The 22,223-nt window shown below is 44.9% G+C and carries 19 protein-coding genes; 13 read left to right on the top strand and 6 right to left on the bottom strand.

Annotated elements, in window-relative coordinates; translation table 11 throughout:
* Window positions 1-121 precede the first annotated feature (121 nt).
* The 11 genes from ABDB91_RS02240 to ABDB91_RS02290 all read left to right on the top strand — a co-directional run bounded on the left by ABDB91_RS02240 (window position 122) and on the right by ABDB91_RS02290 (window position 12,843).
* Window positions 122-2,434: a DEAD/DEAH box helicase gene (locus tag ABDB91_RS02240; RefSeq protein WP_347489994.1), complete on the top strand. Its 2,313-nt coding sequence runs from the start codon at window positions 122-124 to the stop codon at window positions 2,432-2,434.
* Entirely contained in the window at window positions 2,418-3,968 is a 1,551-nt protein-coding gene (locus ABDB91_RS02245) for a helicase-related protein (protein WP_347489995.1), read from the top strand. Before ABDB91_RS02240 ends, ABDB91_RS02245 begins: the two co-directional genes overlap by 17 nt.
* 11 nt (window positions 3,969-3,979) lie before the next feature.
* The gene (locus ABDB91_RS02250; protein ID WP_347489996.1) at window positions 3,980-4,444 is read left to right on the top strand and encodes a DUF441 domain-containing protein; all 465 of its coding nucleotides are present in this window, start codon (window positions 3,980-3,982) and stop codon (window positions 4,442-4,444) included.
* Entirely contained in the window at window positions 4,434-5,696 is a 1,263-nt protein-coding gene (locus tag ABDB91_RS02255) for a hypothetical protein (RefSeq protein ID WP_347489998.1), read from the top strand. The genes ABDB91_RS02250 and ABDB91_RS02255 overlap by 11 nt, the downstream gene beginning before the upstream one ends.
* 280 nt (window positions 5,697-5,976) lie before the next feature.
* Window positions 5,977-6,330 carry a helix-turn-helix transcriptional regulator gene (locus ABDB91_RS02260; protein WP_347489999.1) on the top strand — a complete coding sequence of 118 codons (354 nt, stop codon included), beginning with the start codon at window positions 5,977-5,979 and terminating at the stop codon, window positions 6,328-6,330.
* Complete coding sequence (locus ABDB91_RS02265) at window positions 6,311-7,612, top strand: FtsW/RodA/SpoVE family cell cycle protein (protein ID WP_347490000.1); 1,302 nt, start codon at window positions 6,311-6,313, stop codon at window positions 7,610-7,612. The genes ABDB91_RS02260 and ABDB91_RS02265 overlap by 20 nt, the downstream gene beginning before the upstream one ends.
* Before the next feature lie 451 nt (window positions 7,613-8,063).
* Window positions 8,064-8,813: a hypothetical protein gene (locus tag ABDB91_RS02270; protein ID WP_347490002.1), complete on the top strand. Its 750-nt coding sequence runs from the start codon at window positions 8,064-8,066 to the stop codon at window positions 8,811-8,813.
* A 510-nt stretch (window positions 8,814-9,323) separates the two neighbouring features.
* The gene (locus ABDB91_RS02275; protein WP_347487749.1) at window positions 9,324-10,604 is read left to right on the top strand and encodes an IS110 family transposase; all 1,281 of its coding nucleotides are present in this window, start codon (window positions 9,324-9,326) and stop codon (window positions 10,602-10,604) included.
* 261 nt (window positions 10,605-10,865) lie between these two features.
* Window positions 10,866-11,048 (top strand): hypothetical protein, encoded by a 183-nt coding sequence (locus tag ABDB91_RS02280; protein WP_347487748.1) that lies wholly within the window; start codon window positions 10,866-10,868, stop codon window positions 11,046-11,048.
* Between the two features lie 22 nt (window positions 11,049-11,070).
* Window positions 11,071-11,841: a hypothetical protein gene (locus tag ABDB91_RS02285; RefSeq protein WP_347490004.1), complete on the top strand. Its 771-nt coding sequence runs from the start codon at window positions 11,071-11,073 to the stop codon at window positions 11,839-11,841.
* A gap of 138 nt (window positions 11,842-11,979) precedes the next feature.
* The gene (locus tag ABDB91_RS02290; protein WP_347490005.1) at window positions 11,980-12,843 is read left to right on the top strand and encodes a hypothetical protein; all 864 of its coding nucleotides are present in this window, start codon (window positions 11,980-11,982) and stop codon (window positions 12,841-12,843) included.
* A gap of 347 nt (window positions 12,844-13,190) precedes the next feature.
* Here ABDB91_RS02290 and ABDB91_RS02295 read toward each other — a convergent pair whose 3' ends face one another.
* Window positions 13,191-13,796, bottom strand: a complete 606-nt coding sequence (locus ABDB91_RS02295) for a hypothetical protein (RefSeq protein WP_347490006.1) — start codon at window positions 13,794-13,796, stop codon at window positions 13,191-13,193.
* A 235-nt stretch (window positions 13,797-14,031) separates the two neighbouring features.
* Window positions 14,032-14,481 carry a sigma-70 family RNA polymerase sigma factor gene (locus ABDB91_RS02300; RefSeq protein ID WP_347491505.1) on the bottom strand — a complete coding sequence of 150 codons (450 nt, stop codon included), beginning with the start codon at window positions 14,479-14,481 and terminating at the stop codon, window positions 14,032-14,034.
* Window positions 14,482-14,952: 471 nt separating this feature from the next.
* On the opposite strand from ABDB91_RS02300, the gene ABDB91_RS02305 reads away from it, so the two are divergent.
* Window positions 14,953-15,717: a hypothetical protein gene (locus ABDB91_RS02305; protein WP_347490008.1), complete on the top strand. Its 765-nt coding sequence runs from the start codon at window positions 14,953-14,955 to the stop codon at window positions 15,715-15,717.
* A gap of 204 nt (window positions 15,718-15,921) precedes the next feature.
* Here ABDB91_RS02305 and ABDB91_RS02310 read toward each other — a convergent pair whose 3' ends face one another.
* From ABDB91_RS02310 to ABDB91_RS02320, 3 genes are all read right to left on the bottom strand, one after another.
* A complete protein-coding gene (locus tag ABDB91_RS02310; RefSeq protein ID WP_347490009.1) occupies window positions 15,922-16,395 on the bottom strand; it encodes a cell wall hydrolase in 474 nt (157 codons plus the stop codon).
* 128 nt (window positions 16,396-16,523) lie between these two features.
* A complete protein-coding gene (locus tag ABDB91_RS02315) occupies window positions 16,524-16,955 on the bottom strand; it encodes a sigma-70 family RNA polymerase sigma factor (RefSeq protein WP_347490010.1) in 432 nt (143 codons plus the stop codon).
* Between the two features lie 1,270 nt (window positions 16,956-18,225).
* A complete protein-coding gene (locus ABDB91_RS02320) occupies window positions 18,226-18,417 on the bottom strand; it encodes a helix-turn-helix domain-containing protein (protein ID WP_347490011.1) in 192 nt (63 codons plus the stop codon).
* 1,317 nt (window positions 18,418-19,734) lie between these two features.
* Here ABDB91_RS02320 and ABDB91_RS02325 point away from each other — a divergent pair.
* Window positions 19,735-20,316, top strand: coding sequence for a hypothetical protein (locus ABDB91_RS02325; RefSeq protein ID WP_347490012.1), 582 nt, complete (start codon window positions 19,735-19,737; stop codon window positions 20,314-20,316).
* A gap of 391 nt (window positions 20,317-20,707) precedes the next feature.
* Here the strand turns inward: ABDB91_RS02325 and ABDB91_RS02330 are convergent, their stop codons facing one another.
* Window positions 20,708-22,153 (bottom strand): MDR family MFS transporter, encoded by a 1,446-nt coding sequence (locus ABDB91_RS02330; RefSeq protein WP_347490014.1) that lies wholly within the window; start codon window positions 22,151-22,153, stop codon window positions 20,708-20,710.
* Window positions 22,154-22,223: the final 70 nt, after the last annotated feature.

Genomic DNA, 22,223 nt, shown 5'->3' on the forward strand with positions numbered 1-22,223 from the left:
TGAAAATAGGTGTAGTAATTGTCTAAATCTTGGATATAATATACCCGTGAAATGTGGCGGGGTTGTCCCGGATAATGTGCCTCTAAAAGAGCTAAAAATTGATATCAGGAGAGTTGTTAGATTGGCAAACGCCAGAACGGAAGAGCTAAAAAAAGAATTACTTGACTATATCTCTGCGGGCGGTCAGGTTAGCCTGCTTGATTTGTGGAGTCGGACCGGGAGCGGGCTCGATGAGCTGTCAGGGGCGCTGCAATCTCTGGCTACCCGGGGGGAAGTGACGGTGGCCGGTCCCCAGGGCGGTCCGCCGGAGCAAGTTTTATTGAGCTTGTCCAACGGTGCCGGAGAAGCGGCCGCCAGACTTGCCGGGAGAGAAAAACGATTGGCCGCTGGAATAATTGCATCCAATATGCCTGTGCTGAAGGGGAAGCTGCTGGCTCAAGCGCAAGAAATGATCAGGGAATTGTTGAGTGACGGGGTGCCCCGTACCAGGGAGCAATTAGCGGAAATATTAACTGTTGAACTGCCGCTCAAGCTGCCCGGCAGTATGCCTGATGTTGTTATGCGGCCCGACCATGCCTTTACATTGCGGGATACCCCGGCAGGCCGGGCGGAACTGGCCCGCAGGACTGAAGAGGTGCGGGCCCGCAGCGAGCGGGTGCAAAAGCAGCGCCGGCAGGTAGATGAACTATTGGAGGAGCGCGAAGTCCTTACCGGTGAAGAAATCAGTCAAGCGCTGGGTGAAGAATTGCTGCCCGAGGCGGTGGCTCACTTGATTTGCCTGCCCGGCGATAGTTACGCCCACCCGGACAGCGACGCGGCCTGGGATGAGGCGGCCAGATACCTGTCCCGCAGTGAGCCTATAAGCCGCAAGGAATTTGTTCGCATGTTCAAACGCTATAAAAAACTGGTAGCGCATATTAAAAAGGGGCGGGAGGAACCTCCTTTTGTTATATTGCCCGACGGGCGCGTTACTGTGGATACGCAGCCCGAAGGCGCGGAGGAATTGCGCCGCCGGGAGATACTGGCTTATGTACACTATACACTGAAACAAAAAATGGGTGGACGCTCGTTTTTTACCCTGGAGGATTTTGCTCCCCGGGAACGTAAACTGGCCCGGCAGGAGGCTCTGCAGGCCGGTTGTGTCGAGCTGAAATTGGGGAGGCGGGAGCTGTTTTGTGCCCCTATTAAGGCTGACTCGGGGAAAATAGCCCGTGAGCTCAATGAGCTTACCGGGCTGGATCTGGCGGTCCGGGGTGGCCCGACGGTGCCGGTGGCTTACCTTATAGATAATTCGTATACCGCCCGGGAAGTGGGGCGCTTGCTGGGCATGCATCCCGGTGATGTGGGCGGTTTGCGGGAACTGGGACACCTGCAGGGTTTTCAAATGGAAGGGGTTGTTCGTTACTGGCGCGTTTGTGTTGATGCCTTGCATCGTTCTCCCAACATGGAAAGGCTGCTGCGGCGGGCCGAGAAAATAAAAACAGGCGATGCCGCCAGAATACTGAATATAACCCAGGACCAGATCAAACGCTTGACCAGAGAGGGGCATCTGCGTGGGGCCGGGCGGTCGGAGCGGGGCACGTACTTGCTGCGCCGGGGTGATGTGGAGGACTTGCTGGCCCGCCTGCCCGATATTAGGGCGGGCTGGGGCGAAACACCCGGTCAAAGTCCGGACCGCCCGGTGCGGCGTAAAAAGCGACGCCCCAGGCGAAATAAAACCGAGGCGGTCCGGGCGCCCGGGCCGATAATACTGGATGAATATCAACAAAAATCCATTGCCGCGCTGCTGGACGGCCATTCGGTGCTGGTGGCGGCGCCAACCGGCACAGGTAAAACGCTGATTGCCGAGCGCTTGGTGGACAATATTTTAGAACAGGGCCGGGAGGTGGTTTACACGTCTCCCATTAAAGCCCTTTCCAACCAGAAATATCGTGATTTTGCCCGTCAGTACGGTCATTATCAAGTGGGATTAATTACGGGTGACGTATCGATTAACGAGCGGGCGCGGCTTCTGGTGATGACCACCGAGATTTTCCGCAACTGGTGCTTTGCCAACCCGGAGTGGATGGATAATATATCCCATGTGATATTTGACGAAGTCCATTACCTGGACGATGTGGAACGTGGCACGGCCTGGGAAGAAAGTATTATTTTTGCGCCTCCGCACATGCGTATACTGGGCCTTTCCGCCACGGTGCCCAATATCCATGAGATAGCCCGCTGGATGGAGGAAGTAAGGGGCAGCAAGGTGATGGTAGTGGAAGAATACCGGCGGGCCGTACCGCTGGAAATCAATTGGCTTACCCCGGATAACGAGGTGCTTGATGAAGATGAGGCGCTTGATGAAATTGAAGCGCTGCGCCAGGTAGGCAGTCGTACCCGGTATAGCTACGGCGGCGGCAGGGAGGGGGGTAAATATGGCTCTGGTGAATAATACCGCGTGTGTGGGTGTAATTGAGTCGATCCAGGACCACCTGCCCACTCTTTATTTTGTATTCAGCAGGGGGCGAACTGAACTTCTAGCCGAGGAACTAAGCCGGGAATGGGACTTTTTGCTGCCTGAAGAAAAGAGCCGGGTAAGTAATGTGATTGAAAGGGCCGAGCAGGTATCGCCGGGTTTATTCGGGGGACGTCGCAAGCATTTGCGGCGCTTGCTGCTGCAGGGTATCGGCTATCACCATGCCGGCCTGTCACCCGCTTTAAAGGAATTGGTGGAAAACCTTTACGAGGCCAGATTAATTTTTGTGCTTTTTTGCACGGAAACCTTTGCTGTGGGGATTAATTTCCCGGCGGCGAGTACGGTATTTGACGCCACCCGTAAATGGGACGGGCGCAACCATCGCGGGCTGCTCAACCGGGAGTTCTTTCAAATGGCCGGTCGGGCCGGTCGGCGCGGCTTTGACCGGGTGGGCCATGTTTATGTTAATATAGATGAAAAGTTTCCTGAACAAACCGGCTTTTTTGATGAAAGCCAGGTGGAGCCGGTGCGGGGGCGGTTGGTGATCTCCCCCAATACAGCGCTTAGTTTGCTGCACTGGAAAACCGATGCTGAAATAGAACGTTATCTTTCCCAGAACCTGGCGGTGTATCAGAATAACCGGGAAATTGCCAGCCTGGCCGGAGAATTGGAGACGGTGGAAGAAAAAATTTTCACCTTGCGCAAAAACTTTTGCGCGGATAAAGACGGGCCGGCTTGTCCCATGCTGCGGGAAAAACTGAAAAAAGAACTGAACCGGCTGCGTAACCGCAGACGGCGTCATAAGCCCGAGATACCGGGGCGGATAGCTGAAATTAAGTCTATCTTGTCCCAACCGGCTAAAGGCTGCTTGCATCATGACTGCCGGGACGCTCATGATGAAATCACCGCTCTGGTGGAGCGCAAAAAGGAACTGGTGCGGCGCGGCCGGCAGCTGAAAAAATATGCTGTGGACTATCACCAGGAATTTCGCCGCATGTGCAATTTGCTGGAAAGACTCGGCTTTATTGAGGGTAAAACGCTGCTGCCCCGGGGGTTGTTTGCGCTGCACTTACACGTGCAGGAAATACTGGTTACCGAGCTGGTGTTTTCAGGCATACTGCGTGAAGCCGCACCGGCCGAAGCCGCCGCTATCTTGGCGGGGATCGACTACCAGCCCGGCCGGGACGAAGTGGTTTTGCCCGGTGCATATAATATGGACAATGCGGCACTGTTAAGAAATGAACTGTTGGACGCCGGCGTTCCCGAGCATTTGTGTGTTTGGTCACCGCTGCCCGGCCCACTGGCTGAAGCTTGGTATAACAATGCCACTTTTGAGGAGTTGCAGAAACGCTGTAATTTGCATGAAGGCGATATATTTTCCACTATCCGCAGGGAAATTGATGTACTGAGACAAATTGAGCGGGCTGCCGGCGAAGACCGTTCCTTCAGGCAGGCCATGAACGGAATTAGGAACATGCTGGACCGGGACGAGGTAGCGGTATTGATTTAGGAGGGTGGCAAGTGGCATTTTTGGGGCAGGCGGGTGTTTTGCTCCTGGTCATAATTATACTGGGCATTGTGGGGCATAATTATGTGGTGGCGGCTGCCGCGGGGGCGCTGCTGGCCTTGCGTTTGCTGCACGGCGAGGCGCTGTTTCCCATACTGGAAAAAAACGCGCTCAATATAGGTATAGGCATTATTACCCTGGCGATTTTAATACCCTTTGCCAGCGGGGGTATTGGCTGGGCCGAACTGTATAGAACGCTGGCCAGCCCCACCGGGCTGGTGGCTCTGGCTGCGGGTATTTTTGTAGCTTTTTTGGGAGGGCGGGGAGTCGGTTTTCTTACCGGCCATCCCCAGATAATGATAGGGCTGATGGCCGGCACTATAGTGGGCGTGGCCTTCTTTAGGGGCGTGCCGGTGGGGCCGCTTATCGCCGCGGGCATGGTAGCGCTGGTCATGGGAGTATTCGGCTATGGCAAGTAAGGGAAACGCGGGGTTTTACGGAGAAAATTGCAGGGGCGGGGGAAGCAGGTATGTATGGACGCGGCCCTTCTCCCGTGCCGATCTTGCCGGCATCTGTGTAAAGTTCAGCGAACGGAAGGTGACGAATAAGTTGCGGATAAACGAATTAAGTGCACTGGTGCGGGGTATGACGGGTCATCCCCGCATTATTTTTGACCGTTTGTTCGATGTCTGGCAGGGTGCCGGTGAATTAATACTGCCTGAGGGAATTAAAGACTGGGTGCGGGAGCGGTTCGGCAGTTCGGTGGGGGTGGAAAAACAAAGCATTGTTAAAATAGTCAACCGGGTCACCCTGGAGGGCGCTTTGTTCAATAAGCTGCGCAGCAGGCGGCCGCTGGCTTGCGGTGAAGAACGGCGGCTTGAAGATATCATTGCCGAACACCGGGAGGGCTGCGCCTTTTGTCAGGCGGACGATAGCACACCCCTGGACGTATTTGGACGGCTTAGCATACCGGGTGCGGTTACCGCCGCCAATGTGGCCAAGTATGACCGCTGGCACAGTTTAATTATTCCTGATGAACATAACCCCCTGTGCTTTGATGACGAAAGGGTAGCCAATAATTTTGCCCTGGCGGGCGTCTGGTTTAATCGGGTACTTGAACAGGCCGGTCAAGCAAGGGATAAGGAGTCCCTGTATCCTTTTTTAATGTGGAACTGTCTGTGGCCTGCCGGCTCCTCGGTAGTGCACGGGCACTTGCAGGTTACCGTGACCGGGGGAATGCATTATCCTCAAGTGGAGCGGCTGCGCCGGGCGGCTTTGGGCTACAGGAAGCGCTATGGCGCCAATTACTTCGACGATCTTTGCGCAGCGCACCGGTCCGTTGGGCTGGCTGTGGAATCCGGGCGGGCGCGAGTTCTTATATCCCTTACTCCGATCAAAGAAAAGGAAACCTGGATTGTTATGCCGGAGGAAGACGAAGGTCACCTGGAGAGTCTGCCCCGGTTGGGCCGGCTGGTGGGCCGGGTATTGGCATGCCTGCGGCAAACCGGCACCACCAGTTTTAATGCGGCGGTTTACCTGCCCCCGCCGGTGCCGACAAGTGAGGACTGGTCGGGCTTTCCGCTGCTGGCCCGGGTGGTGGACCGGGGTGACGCTTTGGGACGTACTGCTGATTTTGGGGGGATGGAGCTTTTCGCGGCTTCGGTGGTAGCTGCCGACCCATTTAGCTTGCTGTCTGATATGCACGATCAATTATGCGTAAGCCACTTGTGAGCATATGCTTGGCAGAACATCTACAGGTCTTTTTTTCTATCAATCCTTAGGCTGTGCCCTATTTTCTCATTATATTTGCATGGTAATATTGACATATTGGAGAGATCGTGTAGAATATATACATAGATATACGATGCATCGGATCACTATATTATATTATTTTATTGGCAGCCTTTAAGTATAACTGGTTAATAATTTCCCGGCGCAGCATAAAGTCTTTGCTTTGAGTTTATACGATGTTCATTAAGCGGCTATTAATTAACCGGAAGGGAGAGAGGCTATGAAAATTAACAAGGAATTGCTAAAAGGCAGCACCGTCATATTAATCCTTTCGTTGCTTGAGCGTAAGCATATGTACGGCTATGAAATCATCAAGGAAATTGAAAAGCACTCCGGTGGCGTTTTTGCTTTTAAGGAAGGCACTCTTTACCCGATACTACACTCCCTGGAAGCGAAGGAAATGGTTGAAGCATATTGGACCGAGTCCGAAGGCGCCCGACGCAGAAAATACTATCGTTTAACGGATTTAGGCAGGCTGCAGCTCAAGGAAAGAAAGACCGAGTGGGCTGTTTTCCGCTCCACAGTGGATAAGATTTTAGGGGAGGGGGCTGTATATGGACTTGGAACACAATGAAAATATCCGAACCTATCTTGATGCCGTATGTTCGCAGATTAAATGGCGGGACATGCATGCCCAGATAAGAATGGAATTGTTAAGCCATATTAGTGAATTGGTTGAAGAGTATGAGCAGGGAGGTACTCTAGAAGAAGATGCGGTTAAGCAGGCACTTGATCACATGGGCAATGCCCTGGAATTGGGAAAAAATTTGCATCATGTTCACAGGCCGCGCATTGAATGGAGTATAGTTGCCATAGTTGCCTCTTTTCTTGGTCTTGGGCTTTTTACCCTGTATTCTCTGGAAGTTAACGGCCTGCTCATGGTAGAAGCATCTTCGCTGTTTATAAGGAGCATTATTTTTACGCTGGCCGGTGTGCTGATAGCGGTGGGCGTGAACTTTTTCAATTACCAAAATCTCAAGTCCCTCTCCTGGCATTTATACATAGGGACGCTGCTGGTTTGGCTTTATGTGCTTTGGCAGGGACCGCTTTATATGGATAAACCTTATTTGCATCTAGGTTTTATCAGCATTGATTTTGTTGAAGCCGCCCCTTTTTTCCTGGCCATTGCCATTGCCGGTATCTTTGCGGATTGGGATTGGGACTGGCATCAGCCAAACTGCTTGCTAAAAGCTTTTACGATGCTGATGATTCCGGTTATACTGGCTTTGATGAGTCCCTCCATGACAGCGGCCTTTTTGTATACACTGGTTTTCTTGATCATTATGCGAGTGTCCGGGGCTAAAATAAAAGACATTGGCTTAATTATTTTGTTTCCCCTGGCTCTGACCATTTTTAGCGTGGTAATATGTCCTTACCGTATGGCGCACCTTGGGGCATTTTTAAACCCTCGCCAGGATCCCCAGGGTAGTGGGTATATGGTCATACAATCAATTGAAGCTATCCGGTCAGCCGGATTTTGGGGGCAGGGTTTTAACTTGCCCGCGGGAACCCTGCCCTGTGTGCATACTGAGTTGATTTTTGCCTGTATCGTATATAGTTTTGGCTGGGTGGCCGGTTTGGCTGTGGTGGTTTTGGCAACTGCTTTATTCATCAGAATCTTGCGGGTTGCCAGACTGGTAAAAGACCGTTACGGCCGGTTACTGGTCAGTGGCCTGGTGGGTATGCTTATGATTCAGTTTTACTGGAATATCCTAATGACACTCGGGTTGGCCCCCTTGGCCGGGTTCAGCCTGCCGTTGGTCAGCTACGGCGGTTCCCAACTAATTGTCCAGTTGGTGCTATTTGGCTTGCTATTAAGCATATACCGGCGCAAAGATGTTGTCGCGGCTTTGTAGATTCGTACATTTTCAACGCTGCCGGGCGACCTTGTTTTAAGGTTGCCCGGCATTTTCGTGGACATCAGGATATCAGAAACCCAGGAACCGGACGGTACTAAAACATTGTCAAGCATAGTGCATCTTTTAGCGGTAATGAACTGACAACTCGTATGGAAGCAGGTGCTATGTTTTTTACTCGCCCAGAGGGGCCGCTGCGAACCACGCACTTTGTCTCGTTGGCTAAAGCTTACCTTGATTCAAGCCTTGAAACCCATTAATGAGGTCGTGCCGCATGTTCTTAGAATTGTGGGTCAAAAGATATTGCCATACCGATTTGGGTAGGAGGCCAAACTAGCTATGGAACAAATGTAATACGTATTTACGTCTATTTTTTAAATGTGTTTTTGGGGGAGGTAATTAAAAAAGTATTTGGTACAAAATATTCACCAAACGAAAAAAAAGAATAAAATTGAACGAGGAGGGTACAAAGTGTGAAAAGGAAATTCCTTCTGACTATCTGTTTTATTTTTTTAATAGTTTTCTCAATCAGTTATTCCTCTATAACACCGATCAAAATCTGGCAGAAGCCATCAAAGGTGAGGAGAACCAAATGGAACTTGCTAAAACCGATGACGTTGTATTGCTTGCGAATAAACAATCGGAAGGCGGTATGTTCAAAGAAATTACCGTACAGACCGAGTGTAAAAGCAAAACCTTTCCCTGGGTTAATACATCTAATCCAACGTACGTTCCAATTGCTCACATTACGGATGTGAATAAGGATGGTAGAAAGGAAATTGTGGTTATTCTAACAACAGGGACCGGAACAGGAGTTCATTTAGAGGAAATTCATGTTTTGAATAGAGAGAATTTGACTGAGATTATCCCTGGAGTTGAGAATCCCTTTGATGCTATATATAAAAAAGTGGGTTCTAAAATCTCTAAAAATAACGGCAAAGTAAACGTGGTCGTAGAGTGGGATGATAAAAAAATTGAAAAGACTTATAATGAATCGGATGCTGGGGTTTGGAATAAAGGTGTTGGTTTTGGAGGCTTTGTAAATTATCAATTGCACAACAATAATATTTATGCAATTGTACCGGGATTTGCAACCCCAAGCTTAACTGTTGTAGAAGCAATAGTTGAATATGATTCAGATTTTAAAGCAAGAAGTATTACGGTTAAAGACATAGACGAAGCGGACTGGCCAGACTGCTGACTAACCAGTTGAATAAAAGCTTCCGAGCCCTGTGTGTCAACCCGTAGGGTTGTTCACAGGGGGAACTTTTGTGTCTAATTGTTCAATAATTACTAGAATACGGAAAACAAATAGGGAAATATCCAGCTCGGTTAGAATGGATTATTAGTTAAATTTTATAGAACAATGTAATGCATATTGCGTCTATTCTTTAAATGTGTTTTTCCGGAGGTAATTATAGCCAAGAAAAATATTGTGTGAATACTTGATCAAGTTATTGCAAATATTGAGTTGCCAACTCAGCTGTGTTGGCAGAGAGCGGTTTCGGAAGGCGTTGCCTGGTGGTGGGGCTCCACCTAAACGGGTTAACAAGTTGCTGATTCTCATTTAGTGGATGAGATTCTTGATGGAAGGAGCATTCCTGTAATCATTAAAAACGACCTTTGAAAAAAGAGACGCCCATCAATACAATGGTAATGTGCTAATCCCGCAAAAGAAGGCACAAAACCAAAATTGAGGAGGCGCCTCTACATGAAGCGTACACAAAACGAGAAGATTATGCAAATCAGAATTGAAACCTTGGTAGTCGGAATCGACATTGGGAAAGAAACCCACTACGCCAGAGCCTTTGATTACAGAGGGATTGAACTGGGTAAGCTGCTGAAATTCAGCAACACGGCGGAAGGATTTAAACTCCTGGACCGATGGATGCAGGACATTTGCAAGCAGCAAGGAAAGTCGGAAATCATCGCCGGCTTTGAGCCCACTGGACATTACTGGTTTTCATTGGGTGACCATCTCAAGCGCCAAGGCCATAAACTGGCCATAGTCAACCCATTCCATGTCAAACGCACCAAGGAACTGGATGACAACAGCCCCACCAAGAATGACCGCAAGGACCCGAAGACAATCGCCATGCTGGTGAAAGACGGGCGTTACCGGGAGGTGTACATCCCGGACAAGATCTATCAAGAACTACGGGAAGCGGTGGATGAAAGAGAGCGGCTGCAAAAGCAGCTAACTGCTATCCACAACAGGGTTGTTCGCTGGCTGGATATCCGGTTTCCAGAGTTTGACGGTGTATTCAAGAAATGGACAGGAAAAACGGCGCTTCTGACGCTTCGGATATATTCTACACCAGCCAAGGTTTTGGAAGCCGGCGCGGACAAAATACTGGCCACCTGGAGGACAGTTGTAAAGCGCTCTGTGGGCATAAAAAGAGCACAAGCGCTGGTAAAAGCTGCAACCAACAGCATTGGCAGAACCAACGGCCATGTAGCTTCAGAAGCCAGCTTGCAGAACCTGCTTGCTGAGTACGAATTGTACTGTGTACAGCTTGAACGCTTGGAACAACTGATATTGGAACTGTTGCTTCAAGTTCCGAACGCAGTCAAACTCTTGGGCATCAAGGGAGTTGGTTTGGTTACAGCCACAACCTTTGTCGGTGAAACCGGTGATATCCACAGGTTCGAAGACCCACGGCAGATACAAAAGCTGGCCGGCTTCAACCTGGTAGAGAACAGTTCCGGCAAGCACAAAGGAAAGACCACCATCAGTCACCGGGGACGGAAGCGGTTACGACATGGGCTGTTCATGACCATGATCGCCATCCTGGGCAAGAATCCGGAGTTTAGGGAACTGCACCACCGCAACCTGACCAGGGAAAAGAACCCGCTAAACAAGATGCAATCCATTGTTGCCCTCTGTGGAAAACTCATCCGTGTATTCTACGCCATTCTCAGCAAGGGCGTTGATTACAATCCGGAGAAGATGATGGGCGATATTCAACAGTCGGTGAAAACAGCCGCATAAAGACGTAGAGACATCCTAACAAAACATAGAAACAACATAAGCACATCATCGCCGAGTGGAGAGTGCCGCAGCCCATCCAGACGATGATGTGAATGACCCAAACATTATCCACATGCTTTATAACGCACCTTGAGAACGGAGAGCCGGGACAGTCAGGTTGAATTTTTCCATTAGGGCAAAGACCCGGTTAAGGAGCATGACTGACGTTCCACCTCTTGGATAGGCAGGACGAAGGAATTTCGGGCGGAGACCCAGGAAGACATGGGAGGTTTGCTGCCGGGAGATGGTGTGGAATCCCACTGGCCACAATACAAAAAACACGCGGCCTTGGTGAAGGTCACACGCCATCATCCAGAATTACACATTGATGTAAATAACAAGAGACGAGCTCTCCAAGCACAAATTGAAAAACTAAGAAAAACGAAGGTATTTAAAGATAATTGAAGATTATTAAGGGAGATATTATATGAGGGGTTTATTTTCTTTGTCCGTATTTCTTTTAATTATCATTATTACTGGATGCTCATCTACTATTGATAACCAAGCGTTAAAAAATAATAATGCTTTGCATCAAAAGGAAGAAATATCTGATCATAGTACCTTTGAAAATAATGAGCTGTCTATAGGTTTCAATAATGTAAAAATAATTTGTGAAAATAAGCACCCAAAAGATGGTTCTACCTGTAAACAACCCGCTTTGTTAATCGATAACGAAAGATATCCTTTGCCTGCTGAATATTCCGTGGGTGCTGTGCTGAAGCTTGGTGATTTTAACCATGACAATAATATAGATATATTTATTAAGAATGTTTTGGGTGGCGGAACCAATATATATGTAACAGAAGGTTATGTTTACTCTTTTGAAAACAATAAGCCTAATGAAATATTTGCTGGCAACCATGAAGATCCAATAGATTATATTGACAAAAATATTTCATTTGAGATCAATAAATGCAACAAAGATAATTACAATTTCGTAGTTAAGAAAAAGGATAAGATAATTGGCACAACCAATATATCTCAAGAAAAATTATACACTAATGAAATACCATCGAAAGATGATGTGCAATGTGGAAACATATTGGACTATGATGTGATTTCTGGAAAGATTGCAGTGCGAGTTGGATTAAGTTTGTTTATAACAAGTTATGCTGGAGATTTAACTCTTACTTATGATTATATTGATAACAAATTTAAAATTATAGATGTTCAATATGATTTTAAAGACGGTGAATAAAGTGAATACATGTTTTCTTTCTCAGCACTTCAGTAGACGGACCTATTTAAAATTAAGCAGGGCTTCTCCCTCTTAGTTCTTCTTTAGAGCTAACCCGAATGGCGTGCATTAAATAGAAAAACAAAAGGAGGTCTCTTATTGCCCATGGGTAAATTGAATAAGGAAAAATTAATTGTTCTATTAGTCCTTTCGGTAGTAATTGGCGCTTCTGGTTGTTCAAGTAATCCAAAAACAAGTAGTATTGACCAGATAAAAAATAGCCCGGCACAAGCGCAAGATCAAGTACTAAGCCAGGCTATACAATCAAAAAAATGGCCGGAAGAGCTGAGTCTTACCTCACCCTCCAAATTAGCTCCGCCATTTCAAACTATTTCTGAAGAGTTATTAAAAACTAGCGATTTCCCTATTTTTTTACCTACTTATTTTCCCTCCCCTAATGTTAAAGATATGAAATGGTCCCTCAATCTCAAAACAGGGAAAAATAATTTTACTATAGAAATCGGCAAAGGCTTACTATCAAGAAAGGGAGTGGCTTACGAAGCCGGAATACTTTCTGGTAACGTTAGGCAACCTGATGAATCACCATTAAAAAAACAGTTCGAGAGTGAAAATATAGGAATTAACTCCATTAATCTTCCAAACGGAATAAAAGGCAAGGAATTTCTAGCCGATGGGTATCCCAATGTTGTTGGTAGTAATGCAATCATTTGGAAAACTGATAAATGGTGTTTTTTCGTAACGGCATCCCCGGGTAATGGTTCTGGCAGCACTGTTGATTACGCACATCAAATCGTCAATACCTTAGGTAAAAACGATCAAGGTTTTTTAGCTCTTCCTGGAAAATTGAGTTTTATTTACACTGGCGCCAATCATCCACTTACAGAAATTTACTGGAAAGCTAACGACTCTACATGGTATTGTTTTAATTGGAGTGGCGATCCAAAGGAAGCTATTCAAATTTGGCGTAGTATGGCATATATAGGTGGCGAAAATGTGAAATGAGTGAGTGGTAGTCCAGTAAGGCTTCATACTCTACCTCGTTCGGATTTACTTCTGCAAAAAATTTGCGGTTTTTAAATGGGATACCATAACAAGAGAGAAAGCCTAATAACCTATCAAAATTGGTTTTTAAACTTTCTCTTTGTAGAACTTCCCTAAATTTCCTTGTACTTTGTAAAACTATGCCGATGGCTAATTCGCAATGGCAATTCCATTAGCTAGGTCACCAAAAGTATTGCAAATCTGCCGGGCATAAAGATTAACAGTGCTCTTTTGATTGGTGAATCTATTATAGACCACCATGCCGCCAACACGGCACCATCAGAGGATGAAATTACCTGACGCTATTTTTAGGATAGGCTAATGCTTGTGTCGAGAACTCCTTTTCCTACCTGTCCGGATCCGTTAAACAGAGCTCCCGCGGACGCCCCATATTGCGTAAGTTGATCAGATTCAGGGAGATAATAACCCGTTTGTCCTGACCAAGGGTAGAAAGCATTATTGGAATGTCCACAATAGTTGCCGTTCCAGGCTGTCGCTGCCATAGCCATCATTTGAATCTGGTTATTATTCCCAAGGCTTTTTAGTTTTTTGAACGCTGCGCTTAGAAACGTAGCACAAATGGCTAGATTGTTATAATAGTTACTTCCGCAAATTGAGGAACACCAAGTGTATTTATTGTTACACCAAGCATTCCATTTATCGAACATGGCTTTGCCGATTTGACAAACGCCAGCTCCGCTGGTATTGCAGGGGTCACATCCTACGTTTATTCCACCGGCTCCAGATCCGGATAGAGTTTCAAGAGAAGCTATAGTCGCTAGTGTTGCTGGATTAATGCCTTTATTATGTGCAGCTGAATTAATGTGTCCAGGCATACTGTTCGTGGTGAAATGACATGATGAATAATTATGGTTATAGGTACTTCCTACACATCCTCCTGGATTATAACTCATTTTTTTCATCCTTTCTTATGCAAATTTAAATGAGGTTTATGTTCTGTAACTTGCCAGCGGTTAAGGGACATCTTTAACGGCTACTTTTTTCGATATTGTTTTCTAAGTTTTTTAACTGTGACTTGTTAGGTTAGACCAAGATTCTTCACAGCTTCTGTTAAGTAAAGCAATACAAGATTGTACTTTAACTCCCTTGCCTTCGGTTACGGGATGATTGTCCGTCCTGGATGAGTTTCTACTTGGCGGTGGGCTCGTCCAGGATAAAATGATGCAACTTGTTTAACGCGCGGTTTTTTATGCGATGGACTACAGGTTGTGACACTTCCAGTTCCCTAGCCGTCTCCCGTTCGGTAAATCCATCCAGGATCGTTGATTTAATCACCATTTGTTCTTGTGGCGTTAACAACGAGAGGGCTTTCTGGATAAAAACCGCGTCTTCCGCGCTATTGGAAACATCTTCGGCGGCAAAGATCGTATCAATCAAACTCAATGCATCGGAATCAGCGTTCTGCTTCGCCGGACCATCCAAGATTAAAAGCTCGCGCTCATCCAACTGCCGGTACTTTTTCGCCAACCTGATCGCTTCGCGACGCAGACCGGTTAAGAACCAAGCAATCGCCTGAACTTCCTTTGGATCAAAGACATAATCGCGGGAACCGGACGGTAATAAAACATCGTCAAGTATAGTTCATTTTCACACCCCCTTTTACTAAAATTGAAATTACCCTCTTACTATATAAAGAGAAAAAAGAGGGCCTTTTTGATACCCCCTTCTTCCAAAAAAAAATTCTTTTTAGGTTTAATTTTTATCCTTTCCTAAAGCTAAAATCAACCGGATACTCATGAATCGCATTTATTATAATGCCTTGACCAACGAACTATACTTTTAAATCGCCGGATTTAGCTGACCGAGCAGTTGAATAAAAGCTTCCAAGCCTTGTGTGTCAATCCGTAGGGTTGTCCACAGGGGGAACTTTTATATTTAATTGTTCAATAATTATTAGAATATGGAAAACAAATAGGGGGAATATCTAGCTCGGGTAGAATGGATTATTAGTTAAATTTTATGGAACAAATGTAATACGTATTTACGTCTATTTTTTAAATGTGTCTGATTTGATGCTCATGCTGTGAATTAAAAAATGCTGGGGTGAAAATGGTGTTCAGAAAAGCTTTACTAATTTGCGCATTAATGCTGGTGGTTGCAGGTTGTGGAGAAAGCACCAATAAACCTGAAGTCAATAATAACACTGAATCGGCGCCGGTTACAGAACAGACTTCATCGGAGGCAAAGGAGAACCAAATGGAACTTGCTAAAACCGATGACGTTGTATTGCTTGCGAATAAACAATCGGAAGGCGGTATGTTCAAAGAAATTACCGTACAGACCGAGTGTAAAAGCAAAACCTTTCCCTGGGTTAATACATCTAATCCAACGTACGTTCCAATTGCTCACATTACGGATGTGAATAAGGATGGTAGAAAGGAAATTGTGGTTATTCTAACAACAGGGACCGGAACAGGAGTTCATTTAGAGGAAATTCATGTTTTGAATAGAGAGAATTTGACTGAGATTATCCCTGGAGTTGAGAATCCCTTTGATGCTATATATAAAAAAGTGGGTTCTAAAATCTCTAAAAATAACGGCAAAGTAAACGTGGTCGTAGAGTGGGATGATAAAAAAATTGAAAAGACTTATAATGAATCGGATGCTGGGGTTTGGAATAAAGGTGTTGGTTTTGGAGGCATTGTAAATTATCAATTGCACAACAATAATATTTATGCAATTGTACCAGGAAGTATTGCTACGACTTGGTATGTTGTGGTAGCTATAGTTGAATATGGTCCAGATCTTAAAGTAAGGAATATTACTATTAAAGACATGGATAAAACTAACTATCCAGATGTAATTGAAGATTGAAATAGGAGTTGCGAAATGTAAGCATTAATTTAGAATCAAGAGCCATTATTTCCCATCATCCCACCACAGCGGGTGCCCCGCTGCATATTGCATCCAACTGGATGATGATGGAATATGTAAAACTTAACCGAATTCGAATGGGGCAAAAAAAAGCAGCTCCAAAAAGGTTTTCTTCAGAGCTGCTTTTTTGCTTTCTATTGATATTTAATAACCTTCTACACGAAAAAATGTGTGATCTTGAATAACAACCTCTTCAATTACTTTTTTAGGTTTGCTACCAGGATCAGGAAATGTGTAATGCTTATTGCCATTGGGATAACTTATGCGCTCTTCATATAACCAGTTGGCATTAAACCAGAGACAATTACCAATCGGGTTCGCTCCACCGTTTTGAGCTATGCTTAGAGATTTACTCCATGCACTACTGCCGGTGTCAGGACAAAGTGCTTCGCTTCGATCCATACCTGCAAATGCCCCATCTTTTAATATAACGCCGGCCACAGTATTTCCACCGAACTCACTGCTGTTCTTTGCTTTTCGGTTTACTACAACCCAGTAAACACCTCTTTTTCCAGTCAACGATTGATCTTCGGCTTCAGAGTAGATACAACGAGCAAGTAAATCAACGCTATCCAGCCCCTTAAATTGACTTTTGTTATCTAAACATGCTCCTGCCATTGGGAAATTCCTCCTCGCCTATTTGTTTTTTAGTTGCCCCCTTTACTTGATAAGCAGGAAGCATTACGCTAAGTAACAACAACTCCCTGCCTTCGGGTGCGGGATGATTGTCCGTCCTGGATGAGTTTCTACTTGGCGGTGGGCTCGTCCAGGATAAAATGATGCAACTTGTTTAACGCGCGGTTTTTTATGCGATGGACTACAGGTTGTGACACTTCCAGTTCCCTAGCCGTCTCCCGTTCGGTAAATCCATCCAGGATCGTTGCTTTAATCACCATTTGTTCTTGTGGCGTTAACAACGAGAGGGCTTTCTGGATAAAAACCGCGTCTTCCGCGCTATTGGAAACATCTTCGGCGGTAAAGATCGTATCAATCAAACTCAATGCATCGGAATCAGCGTTCTGCTCCGCCGGACCATCCAAGATTAAAAGCTCGCGTTCATCCAACTGCCGGTACTTTTTCGCCAACCTGATCGCCTCGCGACGCAGACCGGTTAAGAACCAAGCAATCGCCCGAGCTTCCTTCGGATCAAAGACATAATCGCGGGAACCGGACGGCAATAAAGCATCATCAAGTATAGTTCATTTTCACACCCCCTTTTACTAAAATTGAAATTACCCTCTTACTATATAAAGAGAAAAAAGAGGACCTTTTTGATACCCCTTTCTTCCAAAAAAATTTCTTTTTTAGGTTTAATTTTTATCCTTTTTTAAAACTAAAATCAACCGGATACCTATGAATCGCATTTATTATAATGCCTTGACCAACGAACTATACTTTTTAATCGCCGGATTTAGCTAACCAACCAGTTGAATAAAAGCTTTCCTAGTGCCCACTTTTAGCCTTGGCAGCCTGTTCTACTTCTTGGACGTGGCCTCCCTTTTCACGCTGTGTATCTAATTATTGGCGTTTTTCCGGACTACCAATAAATATAGGGGATGGTACAATAACATTTACAATTAGAAATATTAAGTCAGCGAAAAATGGTAGTAATCTATGATGCAAATTTTGCAATTTGTTTGGAATGAGGATATTATTGAGCATATTGTCAGGCATAATGTCATGCATGAGGAAATAGAAGGGGTTTGTTTTGGAAAGGGATTAAAGCTAAATGGCTTAGTCACTCGTTGGATTAAAGAACAGCTTTGCAGTATTTAATGACCTTTCACATGGCGACCTGGCATTGATTATTAATACGGATTGTTCATCCGTAACCCGTGTATGCTTAATAAGTTGAAAGAAGAGGATTTTGTTCAGTTAGGGTATCAGTGGTTGTGGATCAAAAATTCACTGGCCTCTTTTGAATTGAATCTTATGTTCAGATCGCAGTCTATGGAGAGCAATATACAGTCGTTTATTTAATGTACAGGAGTTATATAGTTTCAGCCGTATATTGTTATCTAACGTTATTAGAGGTACTAATAAGCATCTTCTTTATTATGGAAAAATGTTTCTATTGGTATTGGGGTTCAAACGCATACTTAATCTGGCTAACTTGGTCAAGATATGTAGCTGAGTACCAATGCCGGTCTAAAACGAATGTTGGTCGCAAAACCCGATGCAACTTGGGTTTGTACCAGCGAGGGTCTCTCTGGTGGTTCCCCATACGGATATGCCATAATTATCATTCTCCTCTTTTATTCATTTTTCCCCTTGCATCCAAGGCGAGGAAGGAATAAAATAAGGCATCTTTCCTTGCCTTTGGGTACGGGATGATTGTCCGTCCTGGACGAGTCTCTACTTGGCGGTGGGCTCGTCCAGGATAAGATGATGCAACTTGTTTAACGCGCGGTTTTTTATGCGATGGACGACAGGTTGTGACACTCAAAATCAAGCCGGATACTTATGAATAGCATTCATTAACCCAAAAATCAAATCCGAATAGCATTCATTATAATGCCTTGACCAATGGCTATACTTTTTAATCGCTGGATTTAGCTGACCAACCAGTTGAATAAAAGCTTTTCTATCGCCATTTTTAGCCCTGGCAACCAGCTCATGAAACTTTAATTTCCTCTTCAACAGCATTCAGCCTCCCCTCATTTTTTTAGAATCGCTAAATAATTGGATCACTTGCCAACTCATTATGGAGGAAGCCGCCACCAGTAAGCTGTTAAGGATGCAAAGCGGAACAATCCTCATTTTAAAGCTCCCCGCAGCGATATTAACAGAAAGACAATCTCTTCAGTGACTACCACTACAAGAAACAGGTAGGTTACATGAACACTGGCGGTTAACTTGGCTAGACATGATACATCACATGTCTCGAAGCTTATAATTTTAGTACACCCACGTTGTTTGACAAATATTTCATGATTTGTAATTTTTTAATAGTTTATCTATATAGACGAATAATAATCAAAAATGTTCCAAAATCTCTTTGATTATTTTTCTCAATTAGACTTCAGCAGCCCATTAATTCAACGTACACTCTGACGATATCGTTTTATTAAAAACCCAGAAATTAAATTACACTCCGTCGTACCAATTGATATAAGTGGCTATAAAAAACATGCAAGTATTGCAGGCAATTCAAAAGGAGCTGGCACACGCTTTCAATAAAGCATACTTGTTCGCTAAATAACCCCCCCCTCTTTTTTATATAAAGAGAAAATAAAGGATCTTTCTGATAACTTGCTTTGGAAAAAATTTTCTCGCAAATGATTTTACATATCAAAGATGCAATTAGTCTTAAATATGTAAACCGGATCATTATAAATATTAATGTGGCTTATCAATATTACTATTACTAGAATATAGAGAACAAATAAGGACAAATACCGACTCTGTTAGTATGGATTATTAGTCAAATTATATGGAACAACGTAACACATACTTGCGTCTACTGTATAAATGTGCTTTTTCGGTAGGTAATGCAACCAAGGAAAATATTGTTACGAATACTTGGTCAAGTTATATACGAGTATTGAGTTGCCGATTCAGTTGTGCTGGCAGAGAGTGGTTTTGGGGGGGGCGTTGCCTGGCGGCGGGTTTGTTATAGATTGTTCTTTTAAAGGCGGGGAATTTAAAACGAATAAAATTTATTTTAATGACTTTTCGAGTTAATAACGATATTAGGTGGAAATTTCTGATTAACGGATGGATTTCTGTTTTGCCACCGGAGCAACAAGAAATGAGACCGGTTTGCTTTGTTTGCTTGAATGACTAAAGCAAGCAATTTTTCTAATCGTTGCTGGGATGGATGATCAAGCTTATCTATAAAAAAGGCTTATTTATAAATTTTCTTCAGCTTGTATAGTCTTTGAATCTGTCGTAGATTTACTATTGTCGTGTATATGTTTTTTTTATACAATGACAAGTGAAGTAGGGGGGAAAATCTTGAAACCTTGGGTTTTGCCGATTTGTTTTGCTTCTGTTCTTTTTTTAAACGGCTGTGGTGGCAATATCTCGAATGCTAATACTTCAATTAATGAGCGATCTATCGCGCAGACTAACAAGTTTATACCTAGTCCAATAGTCCTCTATTCAATTCCAGATGATAAACTTAAATCACCTATCAAAGAACTTATACACTATGAAACAGGAGATGTATCTTCTGTTCCTTTGCTTACTTATCAAGAATGGGAAGATCGTGGAGGGCGCCAACCTTGGAGAATGGAGCCTTTTTCTGTTCTCCAAGTTGTAATTAGCAATTTAGTTCCGGAAAATATCTCAACTAAAGAAAATATGTTGTATAGCTTTAAAAAATCCGGAAATACAGCTGAAAACAAAGATGGTGTCGTCATAAAACTGATTAATCCAAAGGATGATTCTTTGAACAATCCTTCGCATGCCTCAAAACTGACTTATAAAATGCTTGTTCCGCATTTAGGATCCTATGATATTACAATTCAACAACCACAAGAATCAGTAGAGTTCATTATTACTAAAATTGTACTTAATCCTAATTCCACAGATTAGAAAATTTAAGGAAAATCAATGCTTGGGAGTCTTGAACATAAGTATAATTAACGTATTGAAAAGAGGTGTGAAAGATTTGACATTCGGCTGAAAAGTTATTCCAAAGCAGAGCGACAAATGGTACATCTAAACAAGATACTACGAATATCTCGTCATTTGCTCGGGTTGCGACAGAGATAATACCATCTGCGGCTGAAGATATAATTCCGGCCGAAGAAAGAATATAGAACAACGTAACACATACTTGCGTCTACTGTGTAAATGTGCTTTTCCGGTAGGTAATGCAACCTCCTTTTCTAAATCTTTTTGAAAAAACATATGGGCAGTATTATCCACATTGTGGTTGCTGTCTACATGGTGTAGTTTTCTTTAACTTTTTATTATTCACCTATTATTTTTCTTGCGGGGGCGTTTCCGATCCCGATTTTTTATGCATCTTCAAGAACAGCGTGGGGATCGCGGCAATTACGGTAAAACCAATTGCCCACCAGAATGAGACGTCATATGCATGGGCAATCGCATGAAGGTCGGTATCGGTGTGGCCCGCCATTTGGTGCTGAGCGACGGTCGCTAGAATGGCCGACCCAAAAGCACCGCCGATGGTCTGGAAGATCCTCGTGGAGATACTTGCGTGGGGAACTTGCTCTCTTTGAAGTCCAATGAGGGCGGATGCCATGATTGCAATAAACAAACCGCCAAGCCCCGCCCCTCTGATCAATAAGGCGCTAGCCAAAAGAATCATATTCGTATCCGTATCCGCAAAAGCAAACGGCAGTGTACCGATGGCAATGGCGGCGAGGCTTAGCAGCACAACATTGCGCGAGCCGTTACGGTCGGCTGTTTTTCCAGCCCAGCTTCTGGTGAGCAGCATACCTATGCCTTGCGGAAGCAACCACAATCCGGCGTACAGGGCGCTTGCTCCGCGCACCTCCTGATAATAGAGCGGCAGCATTAGCAAAGCCCCGTTCGTGATAATCCCGCTGAAAATTAGCAGGATATTGGAAGCGGAAAAATTGACAGATTTAAACAGCCGCAGATTCAGAGCCGGTTCCCGTTTTGTATTTAGAGCATAGACGACATAAGCAGCCATCAAAACGACGCCGATGATAAGAGGAACATAGACCGCGCTGTTGTTCAATCCTCCGTGCGTCGCCACCTGAGCAATGCCGTAGATCAGAAGGGCAAACGCGGGGGAAAGCAAAACCATACCGATCACATCAATGGACGCGTTCTTTTCCACATGCTTGTCGGCCGGTATCCCCCATATGGCTAACGGGATCGCCACGATGCAAATCGGAATATTAACCCAAAATATAGCGCGCCAGCTCGCACTGCTGACGATAATTCCTCCTAGCACCGGGCCCAGGATCGGCCCGAGCAGAGCGGGAATGCTGATGATGGACATGGTCTGACCGAGATTGCGTCCGCCGGATACTTGCACAAGCTTCGTTTGCAATACCGGCATGAGTAACCCGGCGCCGACACCCTGAATGACCCGAAAAACAATCAGGCTTTCTATGTTCCATGATAATATAGAGCATACGGAGCCAATTAAAAAAAGCACCAATGAAAAGATGTAGGATTGTTTGCAGCCAAACCGTTTGGTGGCCCACCCCGAAATCGGGATGACCAACCCCATCGCCAGAACGTATCCTGTCGTGACCCACTGTACGGTGGAAATGGCTGTTTTCATATCGGATGCAATTGTATGGATGGCCACATTGACCATCGTTGAATCAAACAGTGGCGCAAGCGCACCGACAAGCAGAACAATAGCAGCTCTGAGCACGATCGGATCGAGTTTTTCTTTTGCCGGTTTTACATTCTCTGTATTCATTAGCAAACTCCTATCATAGCCATATTAGGAAACGCTGGGTTTCCTAATATGGCTATGATATAATAAATAT

The sequence above is a fragment of the Desulfoscipio sp. XC116 genome, from assembly GCF_039851975.1.
GTDB lineage: Bacteria > Bacillota > Desulfotomaculia > Desulfotomaculales > Desulfallaceae > Sporotomaculum.